Source organism: Bradyrhizobium sp. BR14999 (assembly GCF_056106085.1).
The window spans coordinates 2,290,482-2,310,365 of record NZ_CM148536.1; the positions used below are offsets into that span (position 1 = coordinate 2,290,482).

Below are 19,884 nucleotides of genomic sequence, written 5' to 3' on the forward strand. Positions count from 1 at the left end.
CATGAGCTAGTCATGCGCTGACGTACACGCGCACCATCATCTTGGGCCGAAAGGCGAAACTTCGGAACAGGTCATCGACTGCTGTCTTGCTACATGCGGGCTTGATGATGAGCTCAAGGATAATCTCTGCAGGTGGCGCTGGGGCGCTCCGCGCGAGCATCACCTTTGGATTCCTGATCTTCAATCCGAGTCAGTGGTGGAGCTTCTCTCTCTCTCTCTCTCTCTCTCTGGTCGGAAAACGAGAGAGGATACGGATCGCGCTGGCCGCGGGCTCGGGAAGTTGACCCGAGCTAGGACACTAAGCTTGTGGCGCGACTTACGATCGGTGCTCGGGGGCGTGAATTTATATCGTGTCCTGCGGGGGCATGTTAGAGCTGGCTCCGCAAATTCGGACAGTAGCTTGAGTGGATTTTCTGCCTGACAGCGGCGAGGATTCTCGCCGCGAATCAGGAGCGAAGATGCCGAAGAGGAGTCGCCGGACGCATTCTCCGGCATTCAAGGCGAAGGTGGCTTTGGCGGCCGTGAAGGGGGAGAAGACGTTGGCCGAGCTGGCGCAACTGTTTGATGTCCATCCGAACCAGATCACGACCTGGAAGAACCAGCTCCTGGAAGGCGCCGCCGGCGTGTTTGGGCAGGACAAGGGACCGGCCGAGGCGCCGGTCGATTTGAAGGCGTTACATGCCAAGATCGGCGAGTTGGCCTTGGAGAATGATTTTTTAGAGAGCGCGCTCACCAAGGCGGGCCTGCTGAGCGCAAAGCGATGATCGACCGCGACCATGATCTGCCTGTCGTGCGCCAGGCGAAAGTCCTGAGCCTTGCTCGCAGCACGGTCTACTATGAACCTCGGCCGGTTTCGGCCGAGGACCTTGCCTTGATGCGCCGGCTCGATGAGCTGCACCTCGATTATCCCTTCGCAGGGGCGCGCATGCTGCGATCGCTGTTGCGGCGTGAGCGCGTGCAGGTTGGCCGCCGCCACGTCGCGACGCTGATGAAGCGCATGGGGATCGAGGCGATCTATCGCCGCCCGAACACGAGCAAGCCCGCACCGGGCCACAAGATCTACCCGTACCTGCTGCGCGGATTGAAGATCGAGCGGCCGAACCAGGTCTGGGCAATGGACATCAGCTACATTCCGATGCGACGTGGCTTCGTCTACCTCGCGGCGGTCGTCGATGTGTTCAGCCGGCGGGTCCTGGCCCATCGCGTATCGATCACGATGGAGACGATGTTCTGCGTTGAAGCGCTCCAGGAGGCGTTGGCGAAGCACGGCAGGCCCGAGATCTTCAACACGGATCAGGGCAGCCAGTTCACGAGCGTCGACTTCACCAGCGTGCTGCTGGACGCCAAGATCGCTATCAGCATGGATGGCAAGGGCGCCTGGCGTGACAACGTGTTCGTCGAGCGGCTCTGGCGCACGATCAAATACGAGGAAGTCTATCTGCGCGCCTACGACAGCGTGTCCGAGGCGCGAGCGTCGATTTCCAAATATCTGGCGTTCTACAATCGGGGACGCCCGCACTCGAGCCTTGACGAACGCACGCCCGACGAGGCTTACTTCGGCGTGCAAGCGATGGTGATGGCCGCATGATCGTCGCCCGCGATTTTGTCGTCGCTCTGGTCGGGCTACGCCCTCCCGACGCAACGACAAAATCGCAAAGCCCCGCAGTCAGTGTAACCCGGCAGGAATCCACTTAAATTCCGCGGGGCGCTGTCCAAACAACCGGAGCCAGCTCTTGTTTGACTGAGTCTACGCCGGCGTTTCGACCTGGCTGCTCAACGACCAAAAGGTCGCGTTTGGCGATCTTTATCGAGTACCTGCCTGCCTTAAGCTCATTACTGGCCCGGAAGTCGGTTTGGCAGAAAGAGTTGAGCTTTACGGACTTTCCGTCTGTTTTGGTGAGCCGATTTCCGGTGGCCGACATCTGTGACCTCACTCTGCGTCACCTGATCGACGATCGACTCTGCTTCAAGGTCGTTCCTTTGGCATTCAGCGCGACCGGCAGTAATAAAGCTCCACGCCGACCCCATAGCGCCTACATTAAGTATCCGCCAACGCAACCTTAGCTCTGACCAAGCCACCCCGGCGTTGCAGGCGCGCAAACGCGATAAAGGCGGCTGAATTGTTTATCTGAAAATGCAGTGTGCCAACATTCTATCCGCTGAGGTGCTGCATCACAAACATGCAACATGAGGAGCCAGAAAACTCCGTCAAGCTCTCAACGGAGTTTCGTGGGTCACTTTGCGCATCGAACCCGTGATCGATATTGCGCCGGTTTTTTGAGCCGGTCGCGTTTTCTTGGAATGCCATCATTAAACCAGAACGTCCTATCGCATGATTTGATGTCTGTCACCGAAGGTTTGCGTGACGACGATACAGCCTCGCCCGCACAAGTTCTGACCAAGAGGATAGGGCAATGACATTCTCAAATTTGAGCTCTCCACATCGAACGATCAAACGGCTTGTACTGACGTCAGCGGCAAGCTTATTCGCGTTGGAAGCTGCACAAGCAGCCGATCTTCCTGCCAAGTCCAAAGCGATCGAGTACGTGAGGGTTTGCGCGCTATATGGCGCCGGCTTCTACTACATTCCCGGCACGGACACGTGCATCAAGCTGGGTGGTTATCTACGCGCTGACTTCGTGTTGAACAGCAACAGCGACTTTGACCCCGCAGCTAATGGTGTTGCGGGAGCTCGAAATCGCCTCAGCAATTCCTACACCTGGCGGTCGCGGGAGGGCTTGAGTATCGACACGCGCACTGCGACCGAGTACGGCGCGGCTCGCACCTTCTTCCAAGGCGTGTTCAGCTGGACCTCGGGTGGCTATATCGGTGCCGGTACAGGCGAGGTCGCAGGCGCAACCACCTATAACGCTGCTGTGTCCGGAGGACAGGGCAGTGGAGCGATCGCACAGGGATCGCTCGGCGTCTACTCCGCGTTTATCCAGTTCGCCGGCTTTACCGTGGGAAAGGCGGTCTCGCAGTTCTCCGCGCCTTGGACCAACTATCCGGCGAACGAATATGATGATCTACCCGGTGGCGGCGGCTGGGTCACTGGCGTGAACCAGTTGACCTATACTGCCGACTTCGGCCAAGGCATCACAGCTTCGCTCTCGGCCCAGGATCAAGTCGTTTATGGTACAACCAACATCTGGAACGTGAGCGGCGCCACGGCTGCCGGCCTCGCGACGGGGGCCTACGGCACCAACGACATCGGCGCTTCTCGCTCGCCTGACCTTATCGCGATGGCCCGCATCGATCAGGCCTGGGGCCTCTTTCAGGCATCACTTGCTGCGCACGATAACCATGCGGCCTATTACGGTGTTGACGAAACCACCGGCCATCCAGGCGACAAATGGGGCTGGGCTGCTCAGTTGGCCTTATCACTCAAAAACATCCCGACAGGGATAGGTGACACAATCAACTTGTCCGCCGCGTATACGAATGGTGCGACCCGTTACAACTTCAACGACCTGATGGCGACCACCTACGCGATATACGGCGGTACAGGCCCGGCGAGCGGTTACCAGAGCGTCGGCCTGGCCGGTCTGTCCGACTCCGTGTTCGTTGCGGGCGCCGGTCAGGAGTTGACCACGACCTACGGCTTCCGTGGTGGCTACACCCATAACTGGGATCCACAGTGGAATACGGCCGTTTATGGCGCGTGGGCCGCCGTTCGGCATGGAAGCACCGCCAAGGGGTATATCTGCAGTGCGTTCGTTGCGGGACTTGCGCTTTCGAGCGGCATGGCTGGCTGTAATCCCGACTTCAATTACGGAGTTGTTGGCCTCGTCACGCGCTGGACCCCGATCAGGAATCTGACCTTCACGGCCGACCTCGCCTACACCATGCTCGACCAAAAATACGCGAGCGGAAGCACGGTAACATTACCGCTGCTTTCGGCTGTCGCCAAACCAGCTGCGACCTACGCGTTAAAGGACCAGAGCACGCTGACCCTGCTGCTCCGAGCTCAGCGCAACTGGTGAGTCTCTGCCAAACCCCAGAGCGATAAGGAGAAGAGAAAAGGCTCTATGGATCCACATTAACCTCCAAGGAGGCCTTCGGCATGCCCGCCGAGGGCCTTCTACCTCTATGGGCAACTTTTGGTCAGACGGACACGCCCAGTTCTTTTGCGCAGATAAAGGCCTCGAGCTGAAAGGTGAGACACCGAAGGCACTTGGGAGATCGAGTGCGCCAGTCATGGATTGCAGGCTCCAACTCTTGAATCTCGATTGAAAACGAACCAGGGGGCGTACTGGATCGGAACTCAAGGACTTAAGTGGAGCGGCAATCCACGGGGTCCGGGGGCCCGCGTGCGACTGCATATCGATCTCTGTGATTCAGTCGCGAGCAGGCGCAAGTGTACAGAGCTCGTGACGGATCATCCGTCAGATCTTCATAACGCCAGATCTTCATAACCGATGAAATCGCCACTCATTGAGTGGTCGCATTGCCGCCCTCAGAGGCTCGAGCGTGCAATGCCGATTGTCCTATCTGCGACATGCTGTCGATCCGGCGAGAGGCCGCTTGGATGGGCAAGCATCGATAATCAAGCTGTCGCAGTTGGCATGGGCTTTGAAGGGGAAAACCTCGATTGCTCAGGAGTGCAGGTATGGCTTACGGGATGATGGGCTCTCAGTTCATGGCGTGGATTGGGTCCGAGTTCGGGTTCTCCAATCTTCGCATCAACGCAGTGGCTCCCGTATGAATTTACCTCTGTGATCGACCTCGCTCCAGCCCGAGGCACGCCGTCACCGGTGGCGCGATTGCGGCGATTGGCGAAGTCTGTGGCGGCATCTGCAGCCTCTTCCTGGCGCTTATCGCATGCGAAAATCGAGACCGCGCTGGCCGAAGTCAAGCGTCCAAGCCGTGGTCCGTTTTCGCGTCTAAACGTGCGGCCGCACGAGGTTGCCTGTGAGCCTGCATCGCGGGCTGAGCGCGAACTCCGGTTAGGAAGCGGCCCGTGAATGAGGCGGCACGTGTCGCCGACGCAAACGGCGGCATGATTATGGACAAGAGAGCCAAGACAAGGCCGGTATTAATCTCGCGAAAAGTGGCTGGACGGACCGCTATCCATCGTTTCGCGGTCGAGCTCAGCGAAATCGCGAAACTCGCGTGGCCAATGGTGCTGACGCAGGTTGGGCAGATCGCAATGATGACGACTGATCTTGCCTTCATCGGGCGCATCAGCGCTGAGGCGCTCGCCGCGGCAGCGCTGGCAGGCCGGTTCTATCTCATCGGCGTCACCTTCGGCGTGGGTCTACTAAGTGCCATCGCACCTTTGGCAGCGCAGGCGTTTGGCGCGAATAATATAGCCGCGGTACGGCGTACGCTGCGCATGGGTTTATGGACGGCCCTGGTCCTGTCGTTCCCGATCATTGCTGTGGCGCTGCGAGCGGAGCAAATATTGCTTGCGTTAGGCCAGGCCCCAGATGTGGCGCGGCTCGCCCAGCAATACCTCTCCGGATTAGGCTTCAGCGCGGCTCCGGCACTGGCGTTTTTGGCTATCCGCAGTTTCATGGGGGCGGTCCATCGGCCACAGCCTGTCTTGTGGATTACGCTATCAGCCATCCCCCTCAATGCCTTGCTGGTCTATATGCTGACCTATGGGAAGCTTGGGCTGCCCCGGCTGGAGCTGTTCGGGGCAGGGCTTGCGACCACGCTGGTGAACTGCGGCATGTTCTTGGCCGGTTTGTGGTTCGCTGCATTGCGCCAGCCGTTCCGTGACTACCATGTGCTTGCGCAACTCTGGCGTTTCGATTGGCGTGCAATGCGGCAGCTCATCGCAATTGGAACGCCGATTTCCGTAACGTCATTGATCGAGTCAGGACTATTTTGGGCCACGTCGCTGCTGGCGGGCTTGATCAGCACCAGTGCACTGGTCGCTCATCAGATCGCTGTTCAGATCGCCGCGATCCTGTTCATGATTTATCTCGGCGTTGGCACGGCCGCAGCCGTGCGCGTTGGCCATGCAGCCGGCCGCGGCGACAGTGCAGGCGTCAAGCGGGCAAATTTGGGGTCGATGCTGATCGGTATTGCCATAGCTGCAATGCTAACACTCGCGCTGATCGCCGCGCGTTTTGAGATCGTTCAGCTGTTCCTGGGTAGATCGGCTCCCGATTCCGAGGCAACGATCCGTCTCGCTGCAAAGCTCCTCATCGTCGCCGCAACCCTCTTTATCGCTGACGCCGCCCAGTGCATTGCGGCAGGTGGCCTGCGCGGACTGAAGGACACGCGGGTGCCGCTTCTGTTTGGGGCCATTGCTTGGTGGCTGATCGGATTTTCCGTCAGCTATTGGCTCGGCCTGAAGGTCGGTTTGGGCGCTATTGGTATATGGATTGGCTTGTCGATCGGAACGACCATCTATGCGGCGCTCCTAGTTCTGCGGTTCCGCCACTTGACAAGCCGCATTCACTGATGCGCGCATCACTGATGCCAAACATACGCCAGCATGCTTGCCGGTGCCGATGCGACCGGGTCGAAACGCAAGATTGGCCGAAAAACTGAACGTTGCGATTCATGGCGCGACTGTAGATAACAACTAGCATCGTATTCTTCGATCAATTCATTTCAAAAAACGATAGCCAAAATGGTTAGCTCGTTTGAGAGCGGGTAGGAATCCTCAAAGTGTGCTCTGACCACTTGCGGGCTTTCAAACTTGTCACTCTTGGCAGAATGGCTCAACCGGTCCCTCCCTTCGAGAGCAAGGCCGGCAAATCGTGCGGCCCAGCGGCGCGCACCGGGCGTCGATGCGATCACCGTTAGTCAGGCATATCATTTTTCAACACGCCGACCGGTGTCTGCAAGCTCCGCAGCTGCGGAATTCCTCCCAAGCACACGAGATGCATTGCAACCGCTGGAATCAAGCCGCCACGCGAAACGACCCACATCAGCGACGATTCCTGGCTCAATCGCAATGGCGACCAGATCAGGATCGGTTACGGCGGCGAGCAGGTTCGGTTGGACGCGGCATTTGCCAATCCGGCTTGCGAGGCCAAGGCTACCCTCGGCTTGTTCGATGTCCTGCCTAACGTTCCGCCGAGGCTCGGCGGCCCTCGGGGCCTGTGATGAATTCCGAAGCTTTGCGCTGCGCCCGGAGACGTGCATCAGGCGAGCATGCTCAGACCAAACTGCTAACAGTGCAGCCGGTGTCCAATCCAACTCGGCCCAGACTGCGGCTGAGGAGAGCTGCTGGCGCTCGCGAGCCGCTAATCCGGGCTCGGGACCGGTCGACACGCTGGCCCGGCGTTGGTCAGCATAGCCGGGAGCTCCGTACCCGCATTGCGCTAGCGCTAGCAATCAGCGTCGGCTCCAAGTCGATGGCGCTGGCGCGTCAGCCAAGTCCTGGGCGCTCCCGATCCGCTATCTCCCAGCTAGACGAAAGCTTTACGATCATGTTCGAACGACCGCACCGGAATCGGGTTCTCATCGTGCTGTTCGACGGGCTTCGACCCGATCTCGTCAAGCCATCACTAACACCGAATCTGGTCAGGCTTCAGCGCCGCGGTGCGGTGCTGGCCCGGCAGCGCACCGTCTATCCCAGCGAAACACGAATAGCGCTCACGAGCCTCGTCACGGGCGCGACGCCGGATCGCCACGGCATCGTTGGAAACTCATATCTCGACCAGCAGTCGCCGATTCCGCGCTTCGTCGACACGAGTGACGCGCGCATGATCGAGGATCTTGACGCTGCGAGCGGCGGCCATCTACTAGGTGTGCCGTCACTTGGCGAGATTCTAGCGGCGAACGGCGGGACCTTCGCGGTCCTGGCTTCCAACTCGGCGGGGGCAACGCGCCTGCTGAACCATAAGGCTCGAAAGTTCGGCCACGTGACGCTCTCCGGTCACTTCCCTGGTATCGCGACCTCGGCCGAGATGCTCAGAGAAGTGGAAGCTCTGCTCGGGCCGACGCCGGCGCCCCCGCCCACGGGCACCCCAGATCTTGCCTCTCAAGCCTTTCTGACTTCAGCGTTTCTCGACGTCATCTGGCCTCGGCTTCGGCCCGACGTCGCCATCCTCTCCTTCGGCGAGCCCGATATCTCCTCGCACGATTGTGGGACTGGCGCGCCAAAGACGCTTGAAGCAATCAGCTTTGTCGATCGGCAGTTTGGCCGCGTGCTCGATTGGTGGGAGGCTGAGGGCTTGTCCCAAGGCGTGCACCTGATCGCCGCCTCCGATCATGGACACGTGACGGTCCATGCGCAGGCCGATCTATTCGAGACGCTTGAGGCTGCGGGGCTGCGCTGCGGCCCGACACCGGCGGCCGGGATCGATGCCATCGTCATACCTGGGCAGGTCGGAGCAATTTACCTCACCGAGCCATCGGAAAACCTTATCAGCCGCGCGGTCGGGGCGATGATCGAAAGGCCCTGGTGTGGGCCGGTGTTCACCGCGGGGGGCGCGGTCGATGGCATTGCACCGGGCAGCTTTGCCCGTCATTTGGTGTTCGCCGACCATGCCCGATCGGCGGACATCCTGTTCTCGTTCCGGTCGGATGACAGACTCGATCCATTTGGCCTTAGCGGCCGCACTTGGAGTGCGGATGGGCCGGTCGGCTTCGGAGTGCACGGCGGGCTGCATGCCAAGGAGATGTCGTCGGTCGGCATTTTGGCGGGACCGCTGATCAAAGGCGGCTTCGCCTCACAAGTCCCCTCGAGTATTTGCGATTTTGCGCCGACAGTGCTCGGTCTTCTGGGCCTCTCGCGGCCGGCAACGATGACCGGTCGTGCCCTCGCAGAGGTCTTTATCCATGATGGAGAGGACCAGCCTAGTACGATTGAGAAGATATACGAGACCAGCAGCGGCGCATACCGGCAGCACCTTCGTCGTGTGCAGGTCGGCGAGGCCGTCTATCTTGATTCTGCTGACGTCGTAGCTCGTCCCAGCAACCTGACATAAAATGAGCGTCGATCCGCAAACCTCATCAAGGGGATAGTCGCGTTGCGTATCTCGATCTGTGATCGATAGTGCAATTCGTCGAAAAAATCGATGGAACGCGAAATTTATGCGCTCACCCCCAGGGTCACTGCATCAAATCAAACCCACATGTTTGCTATCCTGTGCGAATAAATACCATCCATCGGGAAGGGCCGATTTATGTCGAAAGTGCCACCATTTCATTCAAAGAAGCCAAATGCGCGAAACGTCTATCACGACAACGACAAGTGTACCGAAGGCAATAACATCGAACGGCAATATCTCGCCTCCGGCACCGGAGGGCGGCCGCGCTGCGAACATTGCGGGCGCCTAGCTTAGTTCGCAGCTGGCGTGGCGGGTAAAAATGAGCCCCGCCTCGCCAAGCAAAAATCCGCTCTTACCCGACCGGAAGCAGTTCGGCGCTTGGTGGATCTACACTAAGCAGGAAATGATGTGCGCCGCTCAAGGCTGCGAGATCGGTCGATCCTAACTAATGATCCGAAACTCCAACAGCGGACCCCGGGCCTTCGGCGCTCTGCAAGACCGGTTAATCAAAGTAGCGTTAGTATGGGATTCAACCGCAAGAGTTCCTATGCCCTCACCATTTCAGAACCGCACGCCGAACATCAACGGCAATCAGCAACTGCACGAGCCGCAGCGCGAGGCCTACCGACACGTCTCCCCGAGGCGCCCTGATGCCCCGAGCGCGCATCTCATCGGCGATCCCGCGCACCGTGGTGATCCCCGAGCCCCTAATGTCATCCACAATGCCCTTGAGGACCGCCGCGCGCTGAGCCGCGTTCTCCTTGATCTTCGCCACGGCATCCTCGTTGCCAATCTGCTTACCCCGGAGGGCGCGGGCTCCATTGGGATTGCCGAGCTTCACTCCGCGGGCCTTGGCAGCAGCAAGGGCTGCTTTGGTGCGCTCGCCAACGAGCACGACCTCCAGCTCAGCTACCGACGCCGCCATCTGTGTGAGAAGGAAGCGCCCCATGGCACCTGGGGGCGCGCTGGGAAGGTCACAGAACACCAAGTCTACATTGCTTGCCGCGAGAGCCCTGAGCAGATCAACATCGCGCGTGAGCCGGTCCAGCTTTGCGAAGACTACCTTGGCACCTGATACCTTGGCGTGAGCTAAAGCCGCTGTGAGCTTGGGCCGGTCGTTGCGCTTGCCGCTTTCCACCTCGACGTACTCGGCAAGCACTTTCCACTTGCCGCCGTTCAGGTAGTTCTCGACCGCCAGCCCGCTGAGCTTCAAGGCCAAGTCCGCTTTTGCCCTGCTTATCCCGCGATACCCGCAAGTATGAGACGAATTTGCCCTCAGCCCGGCCGGCTCCCATTTACACAAATTGAATTTGTAACAAGGTTGTGCTTGAGGGTGAACACGCGTTATGGAATCCCTGCGATTCCGTTTTGCATGCCTCAGGCAGGGGATACTGACGTGCCGATCGATGTGAGCCAACTAGAATCACATGGCTTCGTTTTCGCACGGGGCGTCCACGAAAGCGACTTGCTCGATATTGTCCAACCTCTTGGAAATGTACGGGTGGACCCGCGCAGTCCAATGCCTGTGCGTGACATTCGGCCTCAGTCACCAAAATCAGCAAAGGCAAACACGCTATCAAGCCGGTATGGCACCGACGCGTTTCCGTTTCATACGGACACAGCCCATTGGGATGAGCCGGCTCGCTACTTGGTGCTGTTTTGCATTGATCCGGGCGAGGGCAAGCGCGAGACCCTTTTGCAAGATTCTCGGGCGTGGCAGCTCGAAGATGATGAAATTGAGCTGGCTTGCCGGGCTTTATGGAAAACCGGCCACGTGAGGCCACGGCTTTGCATGCTAGCCCAACGTTTGGCCGATGGTATCGCAGTCCGTTACGACAAGGATTGTATGCGCCCTATGACTAGGGAAGCGCGAGAACTGGAGGCGCTTGTTGAGCAGCGGATCAATCGTTCCGACAAGACCCATGTTTCTTGGGAGCCGGAATGCCTACTGATTATCGACAATCGGCGCATGGTTCACGCCCGTGGAACAAGCACGCGTCCCGATGCGAACCGGGTGCTGAAGCGTATATTGATTGGGGGAGGCTGACGTGAAGGCTTGGGAATCAGAGGGGCTATGGAAGAAAGCGAAGCTGTTTATGGACCGAGCTAACGAGAGCGATCACGGCTCACCCGAGTTCGCCTTTTTTGCATCGCTGGCGCTTGAATGCTTGGCTAGAAGTGCACTCACGAAGGTGCATCCGGTTCTAAATGCAGACCCCAGAGATGATTCTAATGTGCTCTACGCTTGCGGCTACACGTTCGCAAAGCCGCGCTCGCTGCCTGCGCATTCCGTCTACCTTCGGGTAGAAAAAATCGTTGACCCGTTTCAGACGCAGCACCGAGAGTTGTGCGAATTTCTTGCTCTGCAACGGAATGCTCATGTTCACACCGCAGACCTTCCATACGAAAATCTTGGCACAGACAAATGGCTCGCCCGATTTTTCGAAACTGTGTCGGTGCTGCACGAGTTCATCGGGAAGCCAATGTCCGACTTTCTGGGCAAAGATGAGACTAAGATGGCAAAGGAGTTGATCAAGACCCTCAATCAAAGCGTTCTTAGTGGCGTCAAGTCGAAGGTGGCCGCGCATCAGAAGGTTTTCGAGTCAAAATCTGACGACGAAAAGAAGAAGCTGCAGGATGCCGCCTCCACTGCACTAGCCTTTCCGGGGAGTAATAATCACGCCTGCGCATGCCCCGCATGCAAAAATAAGGCGTTGTTGACTGGACGAAGATTCAAAGAACTACCGGAACAGTACTCAGAGGGTGAACTCTTCAACGAAGTCGAATACCTTGCAACAGCGTTCAAGTGCACCTCATGCGACTTGTCATTCAGCTCTATCGAAGAGATTGCCCATGCGGGCCTTCCGACGCATTTCAAAAAAGTAGAATCTACGAGCCTGCATGATCTGTATGAGCCCGAGCACTATCATGAATACGACAACATGTAGGGCGCGCATGTGACGACCAAGGAAAAACCAGGTGCTGTGGCGCAATCCCACATGCACTACGATGCCATCACATTCGACACCCAGACGGTGGAGACCAACTCGTTCAACTTCGATGGCGGCCTGCTTTCGCAACTAAAGCAGTTCAAGGCGGGGCCAGTACGTGTAGTCGTGTCTGAAATCGTTGTGAAAGAAATTTTCAAGCACTTGGTTGAAAAGACGAGGGCCACAAAAGACGCTGCGGCCGCGGCTCATAAGAAGGCGGTTGACCATGGCCTCGCAGTAAAGGGTGTGCCGTTTGTCGCCGAGGATGTGGACATCCGGGCGGTGGCTCGTGTTCGACTAGACCGGTTTCTGGACCAAATCGGTGCAGAAATTGTTAGAGTAACAAACCTGCCTATGGGGGACTTGGTCGAGGCGTATTTTCAGCCGTCTCCACCCTTCTCGGCCGCCGGCAAGAACAAGGCTGAGTTCCCAGATGCAATAGCGCTGCTGTCGCTTAAGCTATGGGCTTCCGATCAAAATCTTAGAGTTCTGGGGGTAAGCCAAGATAAGGGTTGGAACGCTTACGCGGACCAACACGATTGGCTCGACTTGCGCGGGGAGTTGGCTGATGGCCTGTCGGTCTTGCAACAGCACGCGGAGGAGGCTCGTGCAATAGTGCAGGAGCTATTCAAGTCAATCGACCACGGCATCGTCCCGGATTTGACGAGGCGATTTGAAACTCTGCTCGGAAATGCCCTTGCGAGCTACGACGTATACGGCGAGGGCGAGAGCTTTTACGAGATCGAACCGGATCATGTGGAGCTGGTGCTAGAAGAATCTAGATTGATCGGAGACGAAGAGAATTATGAGTTCTCTTTGATCCAGAGTGCTGCCAACATACTCGTGGCCGAAATTGACCTTGAGGCCACTGTAGAGGCCGAAACAACCTTTTACCTATCCATCTATGATTCTATCGACAAGGACTCCACCTCGGCAGGTTCCGTGTCCGCACGGACCGCTGAAGACATTCCTCTCAAAGTTCTTGTCACCTTTGAGCGCGAAGGCGCCTCTGCGCAGTTCGACATCTCGAACCTAGAAATAGTCAAAGGGCCGCGTTCCATCAAATTCGGTTTTATCGAGCCGGACTATGAACCAGACCCCGGAGAAAATTACGAAATGCCAGATGACCTCCCGACCGGTGGAGACGATCTAGTTCCCTTCTGACGGCAGCCTTGCCGGTGGTAGCAGGCAGCACTGCAGAATGGTGCTCATCGTTTTCTTGGCCCTCCTCCTTCCTCCAGCGGGAGCTTCAAGGGGGAGCTTACTTCAATTGCATCAGATGAAGGGTGACATCAAAGCGAAAACGGGTGACAGGGCATCATCGAGAAATTCTCACCGAAGCCGGTCAAGCTGCATTTCATGACCCCGCAGGTGAAGGCGGCCATTATCGAGCAACAGGACAGTCCATTCAGGATGGCTTACGTGGTTGACGGCGAGGTGGGTACAATTGGAGGAGAACCGAGCATTTACAAGATACAAGAGGTCTACGACGCAATCGAAAAGCCCTGAGTGTCCACACCGTCAATGTTCACCTGAGAGATAATGGAGTTTGCTTGGCCCGCACCGACGGAGTCGTGGCCTGTGCCTTCGCGCGGTGCCAAGAAACTCCGGGGGGAGATGTCCCGACAAATTCGAAGGCTCGGTACCGGGGGCGGTTGCGCTAATCAGAAATGACTTTTCAGTGCTTCCACCAAAAGCCTGTTGTCGTCTTCAGTGCGGCTTGCGATGCGCAAGAATCGTTTGCCATTCTGAAGCGTCTTGCCGCCATTGTGCCTGATCAATATCCGTCTATCTTTCAAAAGTTTTGAGGCGATCACGTCCCCATCCGGAAAATGGGGCGGGAGTTCGCAGAACACGAAATTTGCATCTGGCTTCAGAACTCGCATTCCGTCGATGCTGCGCAGGTCTGCGTACAATTTGTCCCTGTCGCTGCCCACCCTCATCCAACTCTGTTTTGCCGCGTGCGCCAGGTGAGGAAGCTTGCTTAGAAAAAACTCCGCAAACGTGTTGACATTCCACGTGGGCAGGGCAGCTCTAATTTCATCCATCATCTGTGCATTTGCCGATGCCGCATACCCGATCCGCAAACCGCATGTCCCGTAAATCTTTCCGAGGCTTTTGAGAACGAGCACATTGGGAAATTCGAGTAAGTGATTTTCCAGGCTCGCACTTCGTCCGACTTCACTAAACTCGATAAATGACTCGTCGATCAATAGGAGTTGCTGTTGAGCTCGAAGCGCGGAAGCGAGATATAGCAAATCCGCATAGGGAACGATCCGCGAAGTTGGATTATTCGGCGATATCACGACCGCGCCGTCGACACCATTTGCACGCGCAAACGCTGCATAGCAGTGCACATCGAGTTCAAAATCTGGCGGTGGCAGGATAAAGCGCGACAACCGCCCGGGCAAGGCAGTGGTTTCATAGGGATTGAAGGTTGGGACCGGGACCGCAATCCTCATACCCAGTCGACCAAGAAGGATGGGAATCAGTTCAGCCACGCCATTGCAAATGACCAGATTATGCGCCGGAATCGTCACCGCATCCGCAAGAAGCTGAACCATCTGCGCATTAGGAGAGGGATAGCAGGTGATAAGCCGCGGTAGAGCGTCCTTAAGTTCGTCAAGGAACGCTTGCGGCGGAAAATAAGGATTCACCAGAAGGACGAAGTCCTTGATGTCATATTTCCAATAGCCGCCGGGGAATCGGTTGACGAGGTCAGAGACGTCGCCCGACCTAAGCGGTACGTTGATTTGTGCCGTGCTGTTCATGTGTGAGACTAGCTGAAACGTTTCAGGGCCGGCGAAAATTCGAGAATGATCGCGTTCTCTCGACTAGCTCACGGCGAACAACCATCGGCGAGCGCCGATTCGCGCAAAAGTTGCCCGGCAATAAGACTGGTGCGCGCACATTGCGATTGGCGAGACTACACGTCATCACGTGACCTGGATGGTAGGGAAGCCTGCAACACGCAGCAGCTCACTCGCTGGATCATACTTCCATCCGCAATCAAAGCGACCGACTGGCCAAAGCCACCGATGATGCGACTGCGAACATGCTTATTGCCGCATACATTGTTACGCTGAGTGGTGGCACACGAACAGGCGCGACATGCGCCATAGCGAGCAGCAAGAAGCCAATGCTCACGACGTCAGAAAATGCTTCAGCAGGAATGAGAGGCTTAAGAAGAAATAAGAGCGCCAGGAATGGCACGTCGTAAGACAAGGGAACGCCTAAGAAGCATTCATCGCACGAGCGGCCAAAGTTCGCAAAGTAGCTAAGCCTTATTGCACCGGCGATCAGTAGCATGGTTGCGGTCGCAAGGGCGAGCGGCGAGGCTTGGCTGACTTGTACCACAATTACCGCAGGCAGAACGGCTCCATAGACAATATCGGCAAACCCGTCGAGGCTCGCTCCCATCTTTGCAACATCTGGATCGCGCCCCTTCGTACGACCTGCCACAAACCCATCGAGGTGGTCCGATAGAACAGCCCAAAGCGCTACTGCCACAGATAGCTCGAGGCGCTCAGAGAGAGCAAGAAACAGGCTGGTGGAGGAAAAGAGGAGACCTGTAATTGTTATGGCGTTCGCTGGATCCCAAAGGTATTTTAGCATTGGACTCTCACCTGGTCTGCAAATCGCGTGTCGGCGCGTAGGTGTTCATTCGGTTCCTGAAAATGCGCTCGGCAATTTGCAAATCCTCAGCATTATCAATCTCGTACCAGCTGAGGCCATCGCATCGCGCCGCTGCGAGCTGTAAACCTCGTCTTTCTATCAGATAACCCAAAAGTTCTTCGGTGTAGGTCTGCCTAGCCCCGGCAGCGATGATATCGTCAAGCGTCGGAACGATCGTTGCCTTGAGTGTCGGTGCCGAGAGACGTAACAGATTCATCGTCTTGAATAGCTTTGGGCCATCTGCAACAAGATTTGACGCCGTTTGCTTCATTCGAAAGCCTGAGATGAAGCCGTTCTGCGACAACAGAACGGCTGATCCTTCCATGGAATCATCGAAGGGAACGACTGCAGCCACGTCAGTCCCCCGGCGGATACTCAAGTATCGCAAAGCATCCTCTTCAAAAAAGACGTCGCCCTCGAGAAGAAAGCAGTCTCCGGAGAGAAGAGCGTCGCGCGCCAGCCACAAAGAATAGGCGCTTCCGGTGCGGTCAAAAACAGTCGACTCGACATATTTGATTCTGAGCCCGCCAAAGCGGCTGCCGCAAGCATACTGAATGGCGTCTTTGCGGTAACCCACGACGATCGTCACCTCTTCCACGCCGACAGTTTCCAGATTGCGCAGAGCATTGTGAAGAATCGAAGTGCCATTGACCTCGATGAGCGGCTTCGGCCTCAGATCTGTCAGAGGACGCAGGCGAGAGCCGCAGCCAGCGGCGAGAATAACGGCGTTCTTGGGAGCATCATTCACCAGTTAGTTCCTTTTCGTCGCTCCGCTAAGGTGAAACACCGACTGTCTTCGCCCGCAAGGTATGCTTGCTGAAGAGAAATCAAGTCTGCCGGAGCCTTGAAAATCAACCCCAAGGGTGAAGGCAGGCAAATGGTGGAGGCCATGGATCCGGTACCTCGAGCTGCTGTCAAAATGCCTATTTCGGCCAAGTGAGGCGTACTACGCCGTCTAAGGACATCGTCAGTACAACGAAAGCCATTTTGAGATTGAAGTCGCACCTGGCCAGCTGGCAGGAAGTCCAGGACGTTAGGTCTTCGGCAACGAATATGCTCCTGTGTCGACGAAATCCTATTTGCGCAATTCAGCGCCGGGCCGCAGATATAAGGCTTCCGCACGGGCGAGTTCGTCGTACTTTAAAAGTTCGAAGACTTCGTCGAGAGTAGCGATATTCGGCTCAACGCTCGCGGTGTTTTCCTCAGCGATGATGCGACTGCAGACTTGCCGCATTGCCGCTATTGCCGCTCGCACGGAGTGGTTGGCCCAGATCACCGTGGAGATGCGGGCTTTACGGTATACAGAGATCGGCGTTCGGTAGTATTTCGTCGGAACGATCACGACGGGCAATCTGCTCTGCCAAGTGCGCGCGAACGAAAGGATTTCGTCCGCGGTGCTCCTTCGCGAATGGATGAGGATTGCATCGGCTCCCGCGTCGGCGTAGGCGTGAGCGCGCAAAAGTGCTTCGTCCATCTCATACCCAGCGATCAACGCCTCGATCCTTGCCACCAGAACCAAGTCGTCTGCGACCGTATCCTTTACTGCCCGGAGGCGGCCGGAGAATTCGTCGATATCGGCGAGGGGATGCCGATCCCCAACAAACGAGTTCATCTTCGGAAAACAGCTGTCCTCCAGTGCGACGCCGGCAGCGCCGCGCTGGAGGAGCTTGCGCGCCAGCAGGCGAGCATTGTTGAAATTCCCGAAGCCGCCGTCGCCGTCAACCAGGACAGGAAGTTGGCTCGAATCCACGATCCGCTCAACGGCGTCGACAAGCTGGCTCCAGGATGCTTCGTTCGCGTCGCGGTAACCTAGAGAACAGGCAATCGACAGACCGGACGCCCAGAGTCCCTTGAATCCTGAGCGCTGGGCGATTGTAGCGGACAGGCCGTCATGCGCCTCCATCAGAAACGAGAGCTCGCCATTCGAGCAGACCTGGGCACGAAGCATTTCGACAGGCGATGGCCGAGTGCATTGATGACCTGCGTTGGGCCGAGCGGATTGTGGTTGACACTTCATACACGAGTCCTGGAGGCCGGCCTTCGATTGGCGCAAACCGCACTGCTCATACCTTTTTGCTGTGATGCCGATCAATGACCAGCGTTGGTAGGTGATTGGGACGTAAAAGCTTGCATGATCGCCTTAGGATGGGCGCCGAACAGCGGGGCTGTTGTGATGGGTGGATCCGAGCCGGCACGCTGGAAAGGAAAGCTTTGGTGAAAATGAAGGATCTCGGCTCGCGAGCCGGGTGCTACGGCCCCTTCACAGAGCATTCACCCCTTGCGGGAGGACGCCTGGCCAAAAGGTGATATCCAGCTCACACAGATGTTGAGCAAATATCGACTGCTACGGTTGTCGTAGTTACCGCTGTTGCGTTTTCGACATATGTCGCAATCCCGTCGATAGGGCTGCAGTTGGGTGGCAGTCTCCGGAGAAGTGAACCGGCAATCTTCCAAGATCTTGTCCTGCCGCGAGAGTTCGCGATGCCACTGACTGGTATGGCATTTGCTGATCTCGCTCCACGTCCTCTCTGCTCCAGGAGAAACTCATGGCGGATGTGCAAGAGATTGTTTTGTCGGCACGGGAAAGACAGTGCTTACGATGGGTCGAGGAGGGGAAGTCATCGTGGGCCATCGGAGTCATCCTGAAAGTGAGCGAGAACACTGTCAACTTTCATGTCAAAAATGCAATGCGAAAGCTGGAAACGACCAGCCGTACCCAGTGCGTCGTCAAGGCACGGCGTCTGCGTCTTATTTAAAGTAACGTCCGCGGTTCGGTTCCCGCTGATGCAGATCTAGCGAAATGTAAGGGGCGACTGTGGTTGCTCCGGCGGAATGCGAAGCGAATTGCGCGCCGGCAGCTGTATAGCCATAATACAGGCGCTGTTACTATGAATAGGGCGTGCTTCTATTTCGTCGCCGATCGTCACCGCGAGGCGCCGCGGAGACCACTAGGCGAGGTGAGATCATCTGCGCATAACGCTCTTGACAGCTTGGCGGCCGGTCGAAGCCCGGTGTCAACGTTGTGATCAATTGCGAGAATTGGTGGGTGACATCAATGGAACGTATCGTGCGGATGAGCGGATGAGATGCGTTAGCCCGCGAACACGTTCCACCTCAAGATAGCCCGATGCAGATGAAACCGACGAGTTCTTTGACGCTATGCTTACGTACTGAAACTGTTCCAGATGGAACAGTCGATGGCGCGTCCTTGGTGTTCTCCTCTATGTCGTCGCACGGAACGACTCAGGACGGCTCATGTTCAGGTGCATAACCATGTAACGCCCGTCGTGCGGCGGCAATGATTGGCCGATGATTGTCGTCCGATAGAATATGCGGGAAAGCCTCTGGGCTGCCTAATTGAATGCTTGAAGTGGGCAAGCTCAAGAAATCGGCTGCCCGCGGTTGATCCTGCGACGATTAACGAGTGCCCCGGCTTCGACAGGCAGCAGGTGCAGAAGAACGGTCGCATCCTTAATGTTCTGCAGTTCACGAGTTTGGAATATCGAGCTCGATCTCATGCCTCACTTCGATGATGCTCTCTGCATGGCGTCCGTTCTTGAAGAGAGCGTATTTCAGAGCTTCAGCGCGGTTGATAAAGAGTCCGCCAAACGCGCCCCGTTGTTCACGGGCAACCCAGTTACCGGCCCGATTTCTGCCGACAAACACAATCGGCGGAGTGCAGTCACTTGAAGGGGAATCGAGGACCTGAATCAGCATGCCCCTTCGGCGAGATGACAGCTTACATTCATGTGGACTCCATAGCGGAGGTGCTCCGGCTAGCGATGGTAAAGCGAGTGTTGACTTTTCGTACTGCTCACATCGTGGCATTCGAGAACCAGCATCTACGATTTCGAAGTTTGGCTATCGGCCGCCAATCGGCAGTGGCCTTCGCTGGGTGGCAAGTATTCATCAACCTGGAAGGAATAGCTCAAATAGGAACGGAGTTCTCCTATCAGTTCTGAGAAGAGAAGAGGGGTTTCGCGAGCATGCGCTGTCCGAGCGCGCCAACGGCGAAACGTACCGTGTGTGTGCTTGCGGGGTCTCGCTGTTGATTTGGGGCAAGACGTGCGGTCGATGCTTAGGACATTAATACGTCCTCGCCGGCTGTTTGCACGTCTTCATTGATCTCGAAAGAGAAGATGTTCACCTTCGGCGCATAGTTGATCGCAACGCTGTCGCGATGGAGAGTGTCGCCCCGAGGATGCGCGGTTGGGCGAGCGCCTGTCCTTCGGATCACGACAGCTGCTGGTATGCCAGGTGGA

Annotated in this window: 13 protein-coding genes and 1 pseudogene; 8 read left to right on the top strand and 6 right to left on the bottom strand. The window is 57.0% G+C overall.

Annotated elements, in window-relative coordinates; genetic code table 11:
- Positions 1–458: 458 nt before the first annotated feature.
- The 4 genes from ACR9YP_RS10645 (at position 459) to ACR9YP_RS10660 (ending at position 8,894) form a co-directional block, all read left to right on the top strand.
- A protein-coding gene (locus tag ACR9YP_RS10645; RefSeq protein ID WP_474219676.1) for an IS3 family transposase occupies positions 459–1,588 on the top strand; the annotation gives its coding sequence in 2 pieces (ribosomal slippage) (positions 459–720 and positions 720–1,588; 1,131 coding nt in all).
- An 826-nt stretch (positions 1,589–2,414) separates the two neighbouring features.
- A complete protein-coding gene (locus tag ACR9YP_RS10650; RefSeq protein ID WP_474219678.1) occupies positions 2,415–3,983 on the top strand; it encodes a porin in 1,569 nt (522 codons plus the stop codon).
- A gap of 1,016 nt (positions 3,984–4,999) precedes the next feature.
- Positions 5,000–6,415, top strand: coding sequence for an MATE family efflux transporter (locus ACR9YP_RS10655; protein WP_474221027.1), 1,416 nt, complete (start codon positions 5,000–5,002; stop codon positions 6,413–6,415).
- 976 nt (positions 6,416–7,391) lie between these two features.
- Positions 7,392–8,894 (top strand): alkaline phosphatase family protein, encoded by a 1,503-nt coding sequence (locus tag ACR9YP_RS10660; protein ID WP_474219680.1) that lies wholly within the window; start codon positions 7,392–7,394, stop codon positions 8,892–8,894.
- Positions 8,895–9,510: 616 nt separating this feature from the next.
- Here the strand turns inward: ACR9YP_RS10660 and ACR9YP_RS10665 are convergent.
- Positions 9,511–10,176 (bottom strand): recombinase family protein, encoded by a 666-nt coding sequence (locus ACR9YP_RS10665; RefSeq protein WP_474219681.1) that lies wholly within the window; start codon positions 10,174–10,176, stop codon positions 9,511–9,513.
- Between the two features lie 177 nt (positions 10,177–10,353).
- Here ACR9YP_RS10665 and ACR9YP_RS10670 point away from each other — a divergent pair, with 177 nt between their 5' ends.
- From ACR9YP_RS10670 to ACR9YP_RS10680, 3 genes are read left to right on the top strand one after another with little or no spacing between them, the layout of a single operon-like run.
- A complete protein-coding gene (locus tag ACR9YP_RS10670; protein ID WP_474219682.1) occupies positions 10,354–11,004 on the top strand; it encodes a TauD/TfdA family dioxygenase in 651 nt (216 codons plus the stop codon).
- Position 11,005: 1 nt separating this feature from the next.
- Positions 11,006–11,905: a hypothetical protein gene (locus ACR9YP_RS10675; protein ID WP_474219683.1), complete on the top strand. Its 900-nt coding sequence runs from the start codon at positions 11,006–11,008 to the stop codon at positions 11,903–11,905.
- Between the two features lie 9 nt (positions 11,906–11,914).
- Positions 11,915–13,111, top strand: a complete 1,197-nt coding sequence (locus tag ACR9YP_RS10680) for a PIN domain-containing protein (RefSeq protein WP_474219684.1) — start codon at positions 11,915–11,917, stop codon at positions 13,109–13,111.
- 500 nt (positions 13,112–13,611) lie between these two features.
- On the opposite strand, the gene ACR9YP_RS10685 is transcribed toward ACR9YP_RS10680, so the two are convergent.
- The 4 genes from ACR9YP_RS10685 to aepX form a co-directional block, all read right to left on the bottom strand.
- Positions 13,612–14,718 carry a pyridoxal phosphate-dependent aminotransferase gene (locus ACR9YP_RS10685; RefSeq protein WP_474219685.1) on the bottom strand — a complete coding sequence of 369 codons (1,107 nt, stop codon included), beginning with the start codon at positions 14,716–14,718 and terminating at the stop codon, positions 13,612–13,614.
- A gap of 238 nt (positions 14,719–14,956) precedes the next feature.
- The gene (locus ACR9YP_RS10690; RefSeq protein WP_474219686.1) at positions 14,957–15,562 is read right to left on the bottom strand and encodes a CDP-alcohol phosphatidyltransferase family protein; all 606 of its coding nucleotides are present in this window, start codon (positions 15,560–15,562) and stop codon (positions 14,957–14,959) included.
- 7 nt (positions 15,563–15,569) lie between these two features.
- Positions 15,570–16,373 (bottom strand): phosphocholine cytidylyltransferase family protein, encoded by an 804-nt coding sequence (locus ACR9YP_RS10695; RefSeq protein WP_474221028.1) that lies wholly within the window; start codon positions 16,371–16,373, stop codon positions 15,570–15,572.
- A gap of 324 nt (positions 16,374–16,697) precedes the next feature.
- A complete protein-coding gene (gene aepX, locus ACR9YP_RS10700; RefSeq protein ID WP_474219688.1) occupies positions 16,698–17,570 on the bottom strand; it encodes a phosphoenolpyruvate mutase in 873 nt (290 codons plus the stop codon).
- A gap of 613 nt (positions 17,571–18,183) precedes the next feature.
- Here aepX and ACR9YP_RS10705 point away from each other — a divergent pair.
- Positions 18,184–18,378: pseudogene (locus ACR9YP_RS10705) on the top strand (response regulator transcription factor); the annotation flags it as partial.
- Between the two features lie 730 nt (positions 18,379–19,108).
- On the opposite strand, the gene ACR9YP_RS10710 reads toward ACR9YP_RS10705, so the two are convergent.
- On the bottom strand, positions 19,109–19,339 hold the full coding sequence (locus tag ACR9YP_RS10710; RefSeq protein ID WP_474219690.1) for a hypothetical protein: 231 nt from the start codon (positions 19,337–19,339) through the stop codon (positions 19,109–19,111).
- Positions 19,340–19,884: the final 545 nt, after the last annotated feature.